Source organism: Bifidobacterium sp. ESL0769 (genome assembly GCF_029395495.1).
GTDB lineage: Bacteria > Actinomycetota > Actinomycetes > Actinomycetales > Bifidobacteriaceae > Bifidobacterium.
This window is the reverse complement of record NZ_CP113918.1, coordinates 1,062,135-1,078,561: the sequence shown is the minus strand read 5'-3', so window position 1 is coordinate 1,078,561 and position 16,427 is coordinate 1,062,135. Positions and strand designations below refer to the sequence as shown.

The 16,427-nt window shown below is 54.6% G+C and carries 14 protein-coding genes; 6 read left to right on the top strand and 8 right to left on the bottom strand.

What is annotated here, in order from left to right:
• Positions 1–243: 243 nt before the first annotated feature.
• The 3 genes from OZX72_RS04370 to lepA form a co-directional block, all read right to left on the bottom strand.
• A complete protein-coding gene (locus tag OZX72_RS04370; RefSeq protein WP_277159184.1) occupies positions 244–534 on the bottom strand; it encodes a type II toxin-antitoxin system YafQ family toxin in 291 nt (96 codons plus the stop codon).
• Positions 515–796, bottom strand: coding sequence for a type II toxin-antitoxin system RelB/DinJ family antitoxin (locus tag OZX72_RS04365; protein ID WP_277159183.1), 282 nt, complete (start codon positions 794–796; stop codon positions 515–517). Before OZX72_RS04365 ends, OZX72_RS04370 begins: the two co-directional genes overlap by 20 nt.
• 64 nt (positions 797–860) lie before the next feature.
• Positions 861–2,753, bottom strand: coding sequence for a translation elongation factor 4 (lepA, locus tag OZX72_RS04360; RefSeq protein WP_277159182.1), 1,893 nt, complete (start codon positions 2,751–2,753; stop codon positions 861–863).
• 258 nt (positions 2,754–3,011) lie between these two features.
• Between lepA and rpsT the strand changes: the two genes are divergently transcribed.
• A complete protein-coding gene (gene rpsT, locus OZX72_RS04355) occupies positions 3,012–3,272 on the top strand; it encodes a 30S ribosomal protein S20 (protein WP_277157284.1) in 261 nt (86 codons plus the stop codon).
• A gap of 129 nt (positions 3,273–3,401) precedes the next feature.
• On the opposite strand, the gene OZX72_RS04350 is transcribed toward rpsT, so the two are convergent.
• From OZX72_RS04350 to OZX72_RS04330, 5 genes are all read right to left on the bottom strand, one after another.
• The gene (locus OZX72_RS04350; protein ID WP_277159181.1) at positions 3,402–4,598 is read right to left on the bottom strand and encodes a type II CAAX endopeptidase family protein; all 1,197 of its coding nucleotides are present in this window, start codon (positions 4,596–4,598) and stop codon (positions 3,402–3,404) included.
• Positions 4,599–4,766: 168 nt separating this feature from the next.
• Positions 4,767–6,665, bottom strand: a complete 1,899-nt coding sequence (locus OZX72_RS04345; RefSeq protein WP_277159180.1) for an ABC transporter ATP-binding protein — start codon at positions 6,663–6,665, stop codon at positions 4,767–4,769.
• A 336-nt stretch (positions 6,666–7,001) separates the two neighbouring features.
• Positions 7,002–7,715 carry a TRIC cation channel family protein gene (locus tag OZX72_RS04340; protein WP_277159179.1) on the bottom strand — a complete coding sequence of 238 codons (714 nt, stop codon included), beginning with the start codon at positions 7,713–7,715 and terminating at the stop codon, positions 7,002–7,004.
• 277 nt (positions 7,716–7,992) lie between these two features.
• Positions 7,993–9,120, bottom strand: a complete 1,128-nt coding sequence (locus OZX72_RS04335; RefSeq protein WP_277159178.1) for a branched-chain amino acid aminotransferase — start codon at positions 9,118–9,120, stop codon at positions 7,993–7,995.
• 285 nt (positions 9,121–9,405) lie between these two features.
• The gene (locus tag OZX72_RS04330) at positions 9,406–10,086 is read right to left on the bottom strand and encodes a 50S ribosomal protein L25/general stress protein Ctc (protein WP_277159177.1); all 681 of its coding nucleotides are present in this window, start codon (positions 10,084–10,086) and stop codon (positions 9,406–9,408) included.
• Positions 10,087–10,362: 276 nt separating this feature from the next.
• Between OZX72_RS04330 and OZX72_RS04325 the strand changes: the two genes are divergently transcribed.
• The 5 genes from OZX72_RS04325 to OZX72_RS04305 all read left to right on the top strand — a co-directional run bounded on the left by OZX72_RS04325 (position 10,363) and on the right by OZX72_RS04305 (position 16,188).
• On the top strand, positions 10,363–11,400 hold the full coding sequence (locus OZX72_RS04325) for an alpha/beta hydrolase (protein ID WP_277159176.1): 1,038 nt from the start codon (positions 10,363–10,365) through the stop codon (positions 11,398–11,400).
• A 244-nt stretch (positions 11,401–11,644) separates the two neighbouring features.
• Positions 11,645–13,687 (top strand): long-chain fatty acid--CoA ligase, encoded by a 2,043-nt coding sequence (locus OZX72_RS04320; protein ID WP_277159175.1) that lies wholly within the window; start codon positions 11,645–11,647, stop codon positions 13,685–13,687.
• A gap of 309 nt (positions 13,688–13,996) precedes the next feature.
• Positions 13,997–14,650, top strand: coding sequence for an amino acid ABC transporter permease (locus tag OZX72_RS04315; RefSeq protein ID WP_277159174.1), 654 nt, complete (start codon positions 13,997–13,999; stop codon positions 14,648–14,650).
• Positions 14,637–15,311 carry an amino acid ABC transporter permease gene (locus OZX72_RS04310; protein WP_277159173.1) on the top strand — a complete coding sequence of 225 codons (675 nt, stop codon included), beginning with the start codon at positions 14,637–14,639 and terminating at the stop codon, positions 15,309–15,311. Before OZX72_RS04315 ends, OZX72_RS04310 begins: the two co-directional genes overlap by 14 nt.
• Positions 15,304–16,188 (top strand): amino acid ABC transporter ATP-binding protein, encoded by an 885-nt coding sequence (locus tag OZX72_RS04305; protein ID WP_277159172.1) that lies wholly within the window; start codon positions 15,304–15,306, stop codon positions 16,186–16,188. Before OZX72_RS04310 ends, OZX72_RS04305 begins: the two co-directional genes overlap by 8 nt.
• Positions 16,189–16,427 lie beyond the last annotated feature (239 nt).

Genomic DNA, 16,427 nt, shown 5'->3' with positions numbered 1-16,427 from the left:
AGGTTGGATAAGTGTACTTTAACCAGAAAACCTGGTTGTATTTATCCCGGCTTCAACGCGCAATCCGGTTGCATTTATCCTGTATCTCGCTCAAAAATGGGTTGTATTTATCCTTAGTTGAAACCCCAAACTGGGACATTGACCCTGCCACGTCTTGTACAAAAACAATTTTTGACGGATGACAACAACACCATCTACTGCCCGTTTACATGGTTATGTCTTATAGGGAACTCTTCGCCTACGTTATTTACCCAACAACTGGCGATGAGTACCGGTCTCCACCAATATGAGTGTCAGGGTTTCGTGCTTGATTCCATAGATCAACAACCAATCAGCATCGATATGGAGTTCGCGGAATCGCCGTAGATTCCCTTTCAAAGCATGGTCACGATATTGGCGGTACAGCACTTCCTTGTCCTGCTCCATCAAAAGACGAATCACATGTTCCAATTCGTCAAAATCATAATGCTTACGTTGAAGCTGCTTTGCCTGCCGTAAAAACTTCGACGTACGCTCAACTCGTTGCAGTGCCACGAAGCTCCTTCATCAAATCATCAACGTTGTCGAATGAACGAGTCGGACCATCAGCTGCTTTCAGTACGCTTTTTTCGAACTTGGAAAGCGTCGGCTTGAAAGGCAACCCTTGATCGTTGATAGTCTGTTGCAAAAACATGTTTAGCGCAGTCGACATATCTAAACCAAGCTTGGCAAAAATTGAATTTGCTTCCTCTTTTGTCTCCTCATCGGTACGAAAATTAATTCGCGTAGCCTTGGGCGCGTTAGCAGTGAAACTCATGATGACTCCTTATAACAACATTTGAGTCCAATGTTAACACAGTGGACTCAAATGTTCCATCAGATTACTTCACAGCCTTTTCGGCAGCACGGATCTTGTTCTTGGTGTCGATGTCCATGGACTTGCCGGAACCGCCCTCGCCGGTAGACAGGGCGGCGACGAACGCCTCCTGCGGAACCTCGACATGGCCGAGCATCTTCATGCGCTTCTTGCCGGCCTTCTGCTTCTCCAAAAGCTTGCGCTTACGGGTGATGTCACCGCCGTAGCATTTGGCGAGCACGTCCTTGCGCAGTGCACGAATGGTTTCGCGGGCGATGACGCGGGAGCCGATAGCCGCCTGAATCGGAATCTCGAACTGCTGGCGTGGGATGAGCTTCTGCAGTTTCTTGGTCATCATCACGCCATAGCTATACGACTTGTCGCGGTGAACGATGGCGCTGAACGCATCGACCTTCTCCCCCTGAATCAGGATGTCGACCTTGACCAGATCAGCACTCTGCTCGCCGTCCTCATGATAGTCGAGCGAGGCGTAGCCTTTGGTACGGCTCTTGAGCTGGTCGAAGAAGTCGAAGACGATTTCGGCCAACGGGATGCGATAGTGCATTTCGACGCGCTCGGGGCTCAGATATTCCATCGTCCCCATCTCGCCGCGATGGTCCTGGCACAGGTCCATCACCGCACCGATGAATTCCTTGGGCGTGATGATGTCGGCCGCGACCATCGGCTCGATGATCTGCTTGATCTTGCCGTCAGGGAATTCGCTCGGATTCTTGACCTCGTGCATCGTGCCGTCTTCGGTGGTGACCTTGTAGGTCACGTTCGGCGCGGTGGAAATGAGATCGAGCCCGAATTCACGACTTAGACGTTCGACGACGATTTCCATGTGCAAAAGGCCGAGGAATCCACAACGGAAACCGAAGCCCAGCGCCACGGAAGTCTCCGGCTCATAGGTCAATGCAGCGTCGTTGAGTTTGAGTTTGTCGAGCGCGTCGCGCAGTTCCGGGAACTGGGCGTTGTCAATCGGGAAAATGCCAGCGTAGACCATCGGATGCGGGTCTCGATAGCCGGGCAATGGTTCAGTCGCGGGACGCACAGCCGAGGTGACAGTGTCGCCGACCTTGGACTGGCTGACATCCTTTGCGCCGGTGATGATGTAGCCGACCTCGCCGGCGCCAAGCGCCTTGGTCGGGGTCATATCTGGGCTAATCACGCCGATTTCAATGGGTTCATGCGTCATGCCGATGCCCATCATGTGTACTTTTTCACGACTTTTGAGCTCGCCATCGACCATACGGATGTAAGTGACGATGCCGCGGTAGGTGTCGTAAACGGAATCGAAAATCAGTGCGCGTGCAGGAGCCTTCGGATCGCCATGAGGCGCTGGAATCTCCAGAACGATCTGGTCGAGCAAATCCTTGATACCCTCGCCCGTCTTGCCGGAAACGCGCAGTACGTCGGAAGGCTTGCAGCCCAACAGGTTCGCAATCTCTTCGGCGTGTTTGTCCGGTTCGGCGCTGGGCAGGTCAATCTTGTTCAAAACCGGAATAATAGTCAGGTCATCCTCAATAGCCATGTACAGGTTGGAGAGCGTCTGCGCCTCGATGCCCTGCGTGGCGTCTACCAGCAGCACCGCACCTTCGCACGCGGCCAAGGCTCGCGAAACTTCATACGTGAAATCGACGTGGCCGGGGGTATCGATCATCCCGAGCGTGTATTCCTGTCCGTCGAAGGTCCACGGCACGCGCACGGCCTGCGATTTGATGGTGATGCCGCGTTCCTGCTCGATGTCCATGCGATCGAGGAACCGGTCGTGCATCTCGCGCTGCGGCACGATACCGGAAAGCTGGAGGATGCGGTCGGCCACCGTGGACTTGCCATGGTCGATATGCGCAATGATGCAGAAATTACGAATCAGCGATTGATCGGTGAATCCCGGTTTGTTCTTCGCCTCAGTCACTGATGCCACTCCTTTTATACATATTTTGCAGCGGAGTCTCTCCGATTCCGCTTTTCCTATACTAGGCCTTATTCTATCGGCCGCGGTAGGCAAAGGCTTTCCGATGAAATCATTGGCGGGAAACAAAGTAGCGGTATAAAACGATTGAGCAATAATGCGACATGTAACGTCATTTCCTGAAATCATCGCGAAATATCGGCATAAGGTGCTATTCTAAAGTTTTGTATGTCCTTATAGAAAACGTTGTTTGGAGAAATTGTGGCAAACATTAAGTCGCAGAAGAAGCGCGTGCTGACCAATGAAAAGGCGCACAAGCGCAACGTGTCCGTGAAGTCCAGCCTGAAGACTGCGATTCGCAAGACCCGTGAAGCCATCGAGTCCGGAGACAAGGCCGCCGCCGAGGCAGCTTACCAAATCGCCGGCCAGAAGCTCGACAAGGCCGCCAGCGCGGGCGTGGTTCACAAGAACCAGGCCGCCAACCGCAAGTCGAATCTCGCAGTCGCCATCAACAAGATGTGAGCTTTTCGCTTTAGGCATCGACCTTAGGGCCAGTAAAGACTCCTTCGGTTTCCGGGATTTCAATATCCTTTGGGAACCGGAGGAGTTTTGTTATTTACACCGCCGACTCCGCCGCGTCGGACCAGTGGCTCAGAACGAAATCCTAGTCAACGCGAAGAAGAGGAACACCGCCAAGGTGAAGATGAACAGCGGTGAGCGCCAAGCACGGTAGGTGTGCTTGGGACTACGGTTGCGGTGGTACCAAGCCATGACCTTGTCCTTGTTCACCACCACCAACACGATGGCGACGACGAAGAAGACACCATCGAACGTCCACTGCGCCACGGTCTGCATGGGCTCGGCAAGCAAGCCGAACAGTCTGCCGACTCCTTCACAAATCACGAGATTGTAGAAGATGTGCATGCTCATCGACCACGCGACGGAATACTCGCTGGCCATCCAACCGAGCACCAAGCCCCCCAGCACGGCATTGAATCCTTGGCTGATGTCGCCATGGATGAAGCCGAACAACAACGCTGACGTTACGATGGCGAAAATTCTGCCATAGCGTTCCAAATTCGGCATCACGATGCCACGCATCAGCAGCTCCTCAGTCACAGGCCCGACGAAACCCAACGAAAGCAGACCGAAGATCGAGCTGCTCACCATCTGGTCGATCTCGTCGCCATTGCTATGTTGCGACCAACCCAACAGATCTAGCGCACCTTGGAAACCTTGGGCGAACAGGTCACCGACCGCCGAGAAAGCCAGCATCGCGATAAGCAAGCAAAGCCACATCCGCCAGTTCATCGGCTTTCGGGATGAGAGACGTATCGTGAAACGGATTGACCTTGAGCCTTGCGATTTGTCGATATAGAGCTTCCGACACGCCAGCAGCACGACAAGGATGGCGATCGGCTCGCTGACGGTGCCGACCACGGCGTCTGTCTTCTTCTCCGGCATATGGCCAATCATGGCGAAAACAACACCAATCACCTGCAATACAAGCCACAGCACTATGAAGCCCCAGATGATTGCGGCCTGGTGCCCCACAGCCTTTCTTCGTATCTGTTCAGACGTGTGTTGCTCATCTTGAGCAGATGAATTTGCTTTTGTTGAATCACCAGACGAACCTGAGTTAATCAAGCGTTCAGGGTCATCGGGCACGTTCGTAATCGTGACAGTATTTTCAGGGGCTACTTCCGAATCCTGCGGTTGCTTGCTTTCCAATAACATGGAATGTTTGTTAGCCGCATATTCATTTTCACCGGCAGCATTATTGCCGTCCTCCGACAACGTGGTCGAAGTGGCGACATCACGAGTAATTCTCTTTTCATCTTCTTGCATGATTACCTCCTCCATCTTTGAATGCGATTTTCGAATGCTAGCACAAAATCAACGCCCGCCCACACGACGAAAAGCACGTTTTCAGACCGTTTTTCGCGACTTTTGTCGTTCGCATGGAATTCGAATATCTGGAATTCCAGCCAATGTGATGACAGAATCTGCGAACAATCAAGGGCTACAACGAGAAGTACCTTCGAAATTCTCCGGACGGAGCATCGATGCGGGATCCTCGTGCCGCTGGCTGACCACTTGTGCCTCATATAAACCGCGGTAATACGGACAATCGGACAATAATGCCTCGTGATCGCCCTCCCCGACTATATCACCGTCACGCAGGACGACTATATGACTGGCGTGGGTGATGGTGGTGAAACGATGGGCGATGAGGATGGTGGTGCGCTGCGAGCCTTCCTCCGTACTATCCGCCCGATCCAGTGAGTCGAAGAAGTGCTTCTCGGAAAGGGCGTCCACGGATGCGGTCGGCTCATCCATAATAAGCAATGACGGCCGCCTGAACAAAGCGCGGGCCAGGGCGACGCGCTGCCATTGCCCGATGGAAAGTTGGTAACCACCCTCGAAGTGCCTTCCCAATACAGTATCCAGACCCTCGGGCAGTGACTGCCCCAGGCCCTTCATCCCTACCAGATCAAGCGCATGTTCAATGGCATCATCATCGTTGATTCCATCCGGATCGCCAAATCCCACATTCTCACGTAAGGGTCGCTCGTATCGTATATAATCCTGGAAAATCGCAGAACACCTCTCGTACAATGACGCACGGGAATACTCACTGATATCCCTACCGTTAATGAGAATCGACCCGGAAGTGGGCTCATAGACACGTAAAATCAGTTTTGCGATGGTTGATTTACCTGCACCATTGAGTCCAACAAGAGCCGAACATTGACCGGCGGGAAGATCAAAAGAGACATCATGAAGAATTTCTTTGCCATCGGTGGAACCAGGATAGGCAAACCTTACGTTTCGGAAAGAAACGGTCACGGGCGTTCCATCATTGAGCTTCTCGTCGCCGGAGCGGATCACAGCCGGCTGCGTGTCCATGAGTTGAACCCAATTACCGGCGTAAAGCAGACTCTGATAAATGGTGGAAACCGAAACCAAAATAAGTAATACCGATTGCCCGAATGACCCTGTCGCACTGATATAACCGGCCAGCTGCCCGACATTGCCTGTATGCATAGCCTGAATCGCGCCCACGGCGACCGCTCCGATATTGGCCAGAGTCGTAAGAATCCCCAAGCCAAGCGCAATCCACAGATAGATACGTGACATAGCGAGATCCTGTTTGAGAAAACCACCGATAAGCGTCTTATAACGCCCTGACAACAAACCACCCAGACCAAACAGATGGACTTCCTTGGCTGCATTATCCGATGTCAGAATCGAACGATAATAGTCCGACAAGCGTTGTTCCCCTGCCCGCTGGTAATCGATATTGTACTGTTTGGAACTGGCCATCAATGTGCCGATGGTACCTGGAATAGGTGCCAGCAGAAGGAAAAAGGCCACCCATTTGTTCCATGAAACAAGTAAAGAGAATACGGATACAATAGTGAGGAACGACTGTAGAAAATCACGTGCACTATCAAATATAGCGAAGATATGTCCGCCGGTATCTCCTCCGGCCCGCTGTATGCGATCGAAGGTCTCCGCATCCTCGAACTGCTGCGTTTCGAGCGTAGTGAGCTTATCGACGATACTGCAATTAGCGCTATAGGATAGTTTTTCTCGAATCGAGTCGGATAAATATTTAATGACGTTCTCGGTAACGAACATTCCCAACAAAGCGACAGCGAAAAGTACCGCCGAATCGACAACCTTCGGGAGCAAACCTGTACCCACGGCATTCACGATCTGTGTTGTGGCCAAAATCTGTAGCGGCGACAGCAGGGCCCGCACCACAGTAAGAATGAGGAGGACAATGACGGATATCGGTGCCACTGCCACCAATAGCCGTAATGACCTCCGCAATGTCGTCAGAGACGAGATGCGAGAACGCTCCTTTGCCGAAGTCTTACCATCCCTCGTACGATCGCCAATCGACATGCTGCCTCCTTCGAGTCGATTCATTACTTAAAAACGAACAAATCCAATGCGTTAACTCCCTCAGACGTCGAATGAGCCAACTCGGCTGAATCAGATAAAACAGCTATCCAACCTTTATTAGTCACCATAGAAATGTGACTAATAACACTATAGATGATAATTTTCTTTTTTCGAACACAGGTAATAATTAGGCATGTCTTGTTGTCTGATGACTCGGGGCATCGTTTGCGTTGGCCGTCAGACAACTAACTGTAGACAAGCCAAGGCCATGATGCACGCCGCAGGACTTTTACGTTTCGTTACAGGTTCTTCAAGAGACAATTATTTGTATAGTATTCACCTATTATCGGTTTTCTCGTCTTCGTCGTCTTTGACAGGCAATGGCAGGTAGGTGTGGTGCCGTCTGATGGCACCTGGCACCTTCCAGTCGAAGCGCACCGAAAGCACACGCAAGATGACGACGAAAGCAACGATGGCGATATCAAACGTCACTTCAAGGCTAAACGGGATATGCCCGCCTTGGTAGGCTCGGGTCACGAATACCGTCAAAACGCTTCCAATCAACGCCGGAACCGCATACCAATGGCTGTCGCGGATGACCGACGGAACGTCGTTGATCAGGATGTCCCGAATAAGACCTCCCCCGATTGCCGTAATCAGGCCCATGAACACCGCCGTCATGCCCGACGTGTGGTAGATCAACGCCTTTTGAGTACCGTTGACCGCGTAGAGGCCAAGCGCCAAGGCATCGAGCGCGACCATAATCCATTTAAGCCGGTCGACTTCGGGATAAATGATAGCCACCGTAACGCTGGCAAGCAGCGAGGTGATGACGAGCCCCTTGTCCGAAACGCCGACGGGCGGGAATATACCGAGCAGCACATCACGGATGATGCCGCCGCCGAGGCCGGTGAGCCAGACGGTCATCAGGATGGCGATGAAATCGTACTTTTTCTTGACCGCGCATAACCCGCCAAGCAGGCCGCAACAGAAGGTCGCAATGTATTCGATGGCCCAGAAAAAGACGTTACTTTCCAGTGCCAACTGCATACCGCACATCCTTCGTCAGGTTGTATAAAGACCAATAGCAAAGTATACCAAACGACGGCCAAAACTTGACCGCGAACCGCCTGATGTTTTGCGCAACGTAAGATGCCGTATCACATTGATATAGCGCAGCGTTTATCACTGTACTTGCGCAGTTTTCAAGCAAACGAGTACTTCAGAAACACATAGCAAAACGGCCTGTGGCAACTCCCGGAACTTCAGGGAATACTACAGGCCGTTTAAAAGCTAAAAGCCAGTTAAGCGAAAACCTTTAAATCGCTCAGCAGACCTTCCACATCCAGTCGTGCGGATCTTCGATCTCGCCCATCTGGATGCCGAGCAGCTCGTCGCGGAGCTTCAGCGTCAAATCGCCGGACTTGCCGCCGTTGACCTGAACATCGAACTTCTCGGACTTGAAGCGACCGATAGGCGTGATGATCGCTGCAGTGCCGCAGGCGAAGACCTCGGTGACCTCGCCGGACTTGATGTCCTCGAGCAGGTCGTCGAGCTTGATCATGGTCTCGACGACGTCGTGGCCCTTGTCCTGAGCCAGCTGGATAAGCGAGCGACGGGTGACGCCCGGCAGAATGTTGCCTGTCAGCGACGGGGTCTCCAGGTGGCCGTCCTTGTGCACGGTGAACATGTTCATGCCGCCGAGTTCCTCAAGGTAGGTCTTGGTGGCCGCGTCGACGAAGCAGACCTGCTCGCAGCCGTGGTCGGCGCCGCGGTACTCGCCCAGAAGCGATGCCGCATAGTTGCCGCCACACTTGGCGAAGCCGGTGCCGCCGGGGCCGGTGCGGAACCACTTGTCTTCCACCCAGATGCTCACCGGCTTGACGCCGCCCGGGAAGTACGGGCCGGAAGGTGAGGCAATGACGCAATAATCGACGGTCTGCGGGGCGCGCACGCCGAGGAACGCCTCGGAAGCGAACATGAACGGACGCATATAAAGCGTGTATTCGCGGCGGGTCGGCACCCAGTCAACATCACGCTTGACCAGCGCGGCCACGGAACCCAGGAAATCATCCTTGGAAAGTTCAGGCAGGTAAAGACGCTTGGCGGAATTGGCGAAACGCTCGGCGTTCGCGTCCGGACGGAACAGCCACGTGCTGCCGTCGGCGTGACGATAGGCCTTGAGACCTTCGAAACATTCCTGTGCATAATGCAGGACGGAGGCACCAGGGCTCATGGCAAGAGGACCGTAGGGCTCGACTCGGCGATCGCCCCAGCCGCTGTCCTTATGCCAGACCATGTGGGTCATGTTATCGCTGAAAAGCTGGCCGAAAGCCGGCTTGTCAATCAGCTTCGCGCGCTCGGCGTCGGAGGCAGGATTCGGGTTGTCGAGAACCTTGAACGGTTCGGTGAGTTTTGACAACACTGCGGGATCATGATGGGATTGCTCAGTCATATGCACTTCTTCTTTACTTCAGTCGCATTGCGGCCAGAATTGTGGTTTACCTTGCGCTTGTGGCGCCGGGTTATGCTGCTACTTTCGCACATAGACGGACAGATATGGTGAAATCGTTCACATTATGAAAATTTATTGGCGTGAGGGCTCACATCCGAAGAGCGAAAATCGGGTTATTAACCAAAAATCCGTACCAACCACAAACTCGTGGCCAGTACGGATTTGAAAATATCACATCACCTTAACGGCGACACCAATATTTAAGATGCCCCAGTTAAAGTGAAATCACTTCTTGTCTGCATCGGCAGCGGCGTCATCCGAAGCGGCGGCATCCGCATCGCCTTCGGCAGCAGCGGCGCCTTCCTCACCTTCGGTACCGGCAGCAGCGGCATCCTCAGCGGAGACCGCGGTGGTGGCGGTGGCATCCTCAGGAATCTCGACGGTGACGACGGACTCTTCAGGATCGGTGTTGACAAACTCAACGCCTTCAGGCAGATTGAGCTCCTTGGCAAAGACCTTCTCGCCGTCCTGCATGCCATCAACGTTGACATCGATGCGCTCGGGCAACGCGTCGACGCTCGCGCGCACGCGAAGCTGCTGAATGTCGACGAACGCGACAGCCGCGCCCTTCGGGGTGCCCACGGCGAAGACCGGGACCTCGACCTCGATCTTCTCGCCGGCCTTGACCTCGTAGAAGTCGATGTGCTCGACGATACGCTTGACAGGGTTGCGCTGGACGTCCTTGACGACGGCCATCTTGGACTTGTCGCCACACTTGATGGTGAACAGCGCGTTCGTACGACGCAGGGCCAGCGTGGTCTCACGCATAGGAAGCTTCACGAAAACGGGGTCGTTGCCACCAGCATAGATGGTGGCCGGAATCTGCTTGGCCACGCGCATACGGCGGGCAGCGCCCTTGCCGAACTCGTCGCGGACTTCGCCCTCGATGGTAATGGTGTCTGCCATAGTTAATCTCCTTGAGATTGTTTACATTATCTACTGCATTGTTTCGGTGCACCGACGCGCCGAAATCGCAGCCTCGAAGAGACTCAAAACATTCAGCCCAGTCGATAACGGGAATCGCTTCCCCTCGCCAAAGCGCGACAGATATAAAACCTGCCGAAACAACATTCTTATTATACTGTTCAAGCCGACATCCACTCAATGCGATAACGAAGAGCATTTGTGAGCCTGGTCTTTTATAATTTCTTTATCACAGCATCGCAAGGATTGGAGCCCGACATGGTTCAGCATTGCAAGACTAAAACCTTGGCCACCGGTCTTATTTGCGGCGGTTTCGCCATGGCCGGCACGCTTTACGCCGCTGCCGATTACTTGTTCCGTTTCGTGCTGGAACCCGGTTCAAAACATTCGCTGTTCAAAAGCAATCGTCCGGACACGACCTTGGCCGCACGCCAGCCCCACCATGATGCCAGGGAAGAGGCGGAAGCCGCGCGCTGGTTCAACGACGCGAAGCGCGGGGTGACGATCAAGGCAACTGACGGGACTCCCTTGCACGGCTGGATGCTCGACCCGGATTGCTCCAATCCCCCGCATCATCTTTATGCCATCTGCTGTCACGGATTTTCCGGAGCGCCAGCTGAAATGGCGAAATATGCGCATCGCTTTGCCGGACTTGGCTTCACCGTTCTCACTCCGGCCAACCGTTGCCACGAATTGAGCGGCGGGAAATACATCGGTATGGGCGCGTTGGAACACCGAGACCTCCTGCAATGGACAGAAACCATCGTGGCCAACGACCCGAAAGCGCAAATCCTGTTGGACGGCAATTCCATGGGCGCTGCGACGGTCATGCTGGCTGCGGGCGACCCGAAACTGCCGAAAAACGTCAAGGCCGCCATCGCCGACTGCGGCTACACCAGCCTTGAAGACCAATTCCTCTACAGCGCCAGACACTTGTACCATGCCCCGGCATTCCTGGCCCGTCCGGTCATCGACATGATGAGTTTCATAGCACGCCGTCGCGCCGGTTACGATTTCAAGGAAGCCTCGTGCATCGATGCACTGCGCCACACGTCGATTCCGATGCTGTTCATCCACGGCTCGGCCGACGACTTCGTCAATCCTGCAAGCCTCGACCGCAATTTCCGAGCCTGCGCCAGTCCAGTCAAACAAAAACTCATGATTCCCGGCGCCGCACACGCGATGTCCGCTTCGATAGATCCCGAACGTTACTGGAAGAACGTAACGGCGTTCGTGCGCAGCATATTCAAGCTCGACAAGCCCAAAGGCGTGTCAGGATATATCGTTTTCAACTGATAGCACAATAGCAAATATATTTATCCGTTCGAATGGCAAAAGCTGGGAAACCCACACGCAGGCACATTTTCCAATAATCGCAATATTTCCGGCCTTTTCTCTCAGTGACACGACGATGGCCGGATTGCCTTGCAATGTATGGGCCGCGTTACGCTACCGTAAGGTGACGAAACATCGTAAATCCTATAGAATTGGCTATATTGCTTGAATATACCGCCACTACAGAAGGTCGAGGAGTCCGCACGTGTCAGTCATCAACTCACTGAAAAAGGAAACGCTGAAGCTGAGTCAGAAGGCCTTCCATTTGGGAAACGGTTTCGAGCACCCGGTCAATAACGAAGAGCCGGAAACCCCGGATTTCAACGATGACCGTCACCTCGCCACCGTCAAACCCGTCGATTATTCGACATTGCCGCACACCCACGAATGGGGTCCCGGCTACCCCACCAAGCTTTTCGTTGATGACAAGACCGGTCTTTTGACCGTCATCACGCCCGGCAACCCGCCCATCGACGACGATATGTCAATTTACGACCTTTACGTCGAACGCGCGGAACGCATGGGTGACGACCCGCTATACACCTTCAAAGTCGGCAACAAATGGGTCACCAAAACCGCCAACGAATTCCTTCAAGACGTGCGCAGCGTCGCCAAAGGCCTGATGCATTACGGCATCGACAAAGGTGACGGCGTCTCCTTCATGTCCCACACTTCCTACGAATGGGATGTCGTGGACGCGGCTGTGATGGCCGTAGGCGGCGTGCTCGCCACCATTTACGACACGGATTCGGCTGAGCAGATTCGCAACATCGTCAACAATTCCGATTCCCGCTTGCTGATCGTCGAGACCAACGACATGCGCGAGAAGGCCGACGGGGCCGTCGAAGACTGCCCGACGCTCGAGAAGATCTATACGCTCGAGGCCGGCGCGCTCGAGGAACTGCGCGACTACGGCAAGTCGGTGACCGATGAAACGCTTGACGCACGCATCGATTCCATCAAGAAAACCGACCTTTGCTCCATCGTCTACACCTCCGGCTCCACCGCAGCGCCGAAGGGCGTCGAGATGACGCACGAACACTACTGCACCACCGCGCTGAACCTGCGCGACTACATGCCGAAACTGCTCAAGCAGAAAGGCAAGTCCGTTCTGCTCTTCCTGCCACAGGCGCACACCTTCGCCCGCGCGGTCAACTACATCGTGGTCGCCAGCGACCTGCGCATCTACATCGCCGGCGGTATCAAGACGCTAATCAGCGACCTGCAGGTCGCCAAGCCCATCGTCACCATCCTCGTGCCCCGCGTCTGGGAGAAGGTCTACAACGCCGCCTCGCAGAAGGCCGGCAACGGTGCCAAGGGCGTGGCATTCGCCGCAGCCGTGGTGGCCGCCCAGGAATACGAAAAGGAAATAAGCGAAAAAGGCAAGGCCAGCTTCGCCACCCGCGCACGCCGTGCCGCTTTCGACCCGATTGTCTACAAGTCGCTGCGCGATGTGCTCGGCGGACAGGCCGAATGGTTCGTCGCTGGCGGCGCACCGCTCGACCCGGAACTGCCCGCGTTCTTCCGCGGTGCCGGCATCCCCGCCTACGAAGGTTACGGCCTGACCGAAACCACCGCGCCCTGTGCGTTCAACCCCAAGGGAACGCCGTTCCACGAAGGTTCGGTCGGAGTACCCTACCCCGGCTTCTCCATCCGCTTGGCCGAGGACGGTGAAATTCAGGTCAAGGGAACCTGCGTCTTCCACCGCTATCACAAGAACGATGAAGCCACCGAACTCGCCTTCACCCCCGACGGCTGGTACGCCACCGGCGACCTTGGCCGCTTGAGCGATGACGGATTCCTTTACATCACCGGCCGCAAGAAGGATCTCATCATCACCGCCGGCGGCAAGAACGTCGCCCCCGGCCCGATCGAAGAGATCATCCAGCGTTGTCCGTTCGCTTCGCAGGCCTTGGTGCTCGGCGACAAGCGTCCGTTCATTTCGGCACTCATCACTCTCGACGAGCCCTCGTTGCGCCAGTGGCTCGACGCTGCCGGCCTCGACCAGGACATGTCTATGGAGGACGCGTGTAAGAACGCCGTGGTCCGCGCCGAAGTGCAAAAGTGGGTTGACAAGGCCAACGAGGGCGTCTCGCGCGCCGAATCCGTGCGCAAGTTCATCCTTCTGCCCGAGGAATTCAGCCAGGAGAACGGCATGCTGACCGCCTCCATGAAGGTGAAGCGCCCGGCGGTCATCAAGCACTATGCCAATCTGCTCAACACGCAGATGTACACGAAGAAGAAGTAAACGAGCGAACGAACGCTTTTTGTTTTCTGCTTTTTACGATTGGCTGCCGATGGGATTGCTCATTAGCAGCCAATCTGGTTTTTGTACTCAGAATGCGAACTTCACCAGTTGATAGCGACTTATCGGTTATTCATATGGCGCAAAGCGTGCATTCTCGGGGATTCGCGTCTACTATGGCAACAAGTGCCACGATATGAATCCCAATGAAGCTTTCGACATTGCATTGGGATGCTACGTTGGTAGTCACCGGTAATGCTGGCAGCCGTTGGTAGCGAGTAAGTTTTTCATCACGAAGTAGGGAGGACATCCATGGACTGGAGCTTCATAGCCCATAACGCCCACTACTTCGTCAACGCCGGTTATATGACCGTCTTCATCTCGTTCTTCGGCATCGTCTTCAGCATCGTTCTGGGCGTGCTGTGCGCGGCAGTCGAAGCGGCCAATATCCCAATAGTAAAGCAGCTTGTCCGCGTTTATATCGAGCTTTCACGCAATACGCCATTGCTGGTTCAGCTGTACTTCCTTTATTTCGGACTACCGAAACTCGGCGTCTCCTGGTCGGCGGAAACCTGCGCAATCGTGGGCCTCACCTTCCTCGGCGGCTCGTATATGGCCGAAGCGCTGCGCGGCGGGTTCGAAGCGGTGCCGCAAGTCCAGCGCGAATCGGCGCAAGTTTTGGGCTTCAGTCCTTCGCAGATGCTGATTCATGTCACGGTGCCGCAGGCGCTTTCCACCGCCATTCCGGGCGTGGTGGCCAATATCATCTTCCTGGTCAAGGAATCCTCGGTGGTTTCGGCCATCGCGCTGGCCGACGTCATGTACGTCACCAAGGATCTGATGGGCCAGACTTACAACACTTACGAATCGCTGACGCTGCTCATCGTCACCTACCTCATCATCCTCCTGCCGATCTCCATCATCGGCACGGTTTTGGAGAGGAGGTTCGACTATGCACGGCGCTGAGATACTGCTGCAACCGGGCGTCTTCCCGCGCCTGCTGCAAGGTTTGTGGGTAACCATCTGGATAGCCGGGGCATCCGTACTGCTTTCCCTGCCGGTCGGGCTTATTGTTGGCTGGCTAATGACGTTGCACAATCCGATTGTGCGCTTCATCATGCGTGTTTATCTTGATTTCATCCGTATCATGCCGCAGCTCGCGTTGCTGTTCATCGCTTTCTACGGTTTCGCGCGAGCCTTTAATTGGAACCTTGACGCCACCGGCGCATGCGTGCTGGTCTTCGTGCTTTGGGGCGGTGCCGAGCTCGGCGATCTGGTTCGTGGAGCTCTGGAATCAATACCACGAACGCAATATGAATCCGCTCAAGTACTTGGCCTCAATTCATGGCAGACTTTCAGCAGGGTTATCCTCCCGCAGGCGTTGCGTCGTTTGCTTCCCGCCAGCGTCAACCTCATTACCCGCATCGTCAAGACCACCTCGCTGGCCGCGCTGCTCGGTGTGATTGAAGTCATCAAGGTTGGCCAGCAGATTATCGATGCGAACCGCTTCCAATACCCTGATGCGACGCTGTGGATTTACGGCGTGATTTTCTTCATGTATTTCTTCGTTTGCTGGCCGCTGTCGATTGTGGCCAGAAGGCTTGAAAAGAGGTGGGCTCATGACTGATACGGCGGTCACAACGTCCAAGGTGAACGCGAACACGAACGACCTGCACGAAACTCTGCATATCCGACATATTGTGAAGCAGTACGAAAATGCTGACAAGCCAGTATTGAACGACATCTCCTTCGATGTGCCGGCCGGCCAGGTATTCGTCATCCTAGGCCCTTCCGGTTCCGGCAAGTCGACGCTGCTACGCACAATCGCAGGTCTCGAACCCATCCAAGGTGGTGACATCACCATCGGCGACGAGGTGCTACGGACGTCCGGCAGGAAGAAGGATGTTGCCAAAGCAAACTCGGGCAATGAATCAAGTTCCAAGGCAACTGCTTCAAGCTCCAAGGCCAGCAACGACAACGCAAACCCCGTCAAGGTCGGTATGGTTTTCCAAAGCTATGACCTCTTCCCCAACAAGACGGTGCTCGGCAATATCATGCTTGCGCCGGTCCTAGTGCAGAAGCGTAAGAAAGACGAGGTCAAGGCCGAAGCCATCAAACTGTTGGAACGAGTAGGATTGGCCGACCGTCAGGACGCCTGGCCGCACGAGCTTTCCGGCGGACAACGCCAACGCGTCGCCATTTGCCGCGCGCTAATCGAGCACCCGCAAATCATGCTTTTCGACGAGGTCACCGCCGCACTCGACCCCGAAATGGTGCGTGAAGTGCTCGATGTCATCGTAGAACTGGCCGACAGCGGCCAGACCATGCTCATCGTCACCCACGAGATGGCGTTCGCCCGTGCGGTGGCCGATCATATCATCCTGCTTGAGGACGGCGGCATCGTCGAGGAATCCGACGACGCCGAGCAGTTCTTCACCCATCCACAATCCGAACGCGCCCAGCAATTCCTGAACACGTTCACGTATGCTCGTGAGAGACAATAGCTGATAGTTTTACCGGCATCAACCAATGAATAACAAGGGGAGGTCGAAATGATGAACCGGAACATACCGAATATGCGCGTGATGGCACAGATGTGCAGCGCCACGGAGTCGAACCGATGTCAACTCATGGCCTCCATGTCTCGCTGATCTGCATCAATCAGATTTGATTTTCTGGGTTTGCCAATAGGTTACGTACGCCATACAGGCTTCACCCTGTAATCGGTAAACCAAAACACTGG

Coding starts and splice junctions, on each gene's coding strand:
- OZX72_RS04365 (WP_277159183.1), bottom strand. CDS start 796: ATGAGTTTCACTGCTAACGCGCCCAAGGCTACGCGAATTAATTTTCGT.
- OZX72_RS04350 (WP_277159181.1), bottom strand. CDS start 4,598: ATGCAAGAAGATGAAAAGAGAATTACTCGTGATGTCGCCACTTCGACC.
- OZX72_RS04345 (WP_277159180.1), bottom strand. CDS start 6,665: ATGTCGATTGGCGATCGTACGAGGGATGGTAAGACTTCGGCAAAGGAG.
- OZX72_RS04340 (WP_277159179.1), bottom strand. CDS start 7,715: ATGCAGTTGGCACTGGAAAGTAACGTCTTTTTCTGGGCCATCGAATAC.
- OZX72_RS04335 (WP_277159178.1), bottom strand. CDS start 9,120: ATGACTGAGCAATCCCATCATGATCCCGCAGTGTTGTCAAAACTCACC.
- OZX72_RS04330 (WP_277159177.1), bottom strand. CDS start 10,086: ATGGCAGACACCATTACCATCGAGGGCGAAGTCCGCGACGAGTTCGGC.
- OZX72_RS04325 (WP_277159176.1), top strand. CDS start 10,363: ATGGTTCAGCATTGCAAGACTAAAACCTTGGCCACCGGTCTTATTTGC.
- OZX72_RS04315 (WP_277159174.1), top strand. CDS start 13,997: ATGGACTGGAGCTTCATAGCCCATAACGCCCACTACTTCGTCAACGCC.
- OZX72_RS04310 (WP_277159173.1), top strand. CDS start 14,637: ATGCACGGCGCTGAGATACTGCTGCAACCGGGCGTCTTCCCGCGCCTG.
- OZX72_RS04305 (WP_277159172.1), top strand. CDS start 15,304: ATGACTGATACGGCGGTCACAACGTCCAAGGTGAACGCGAACACGAAC.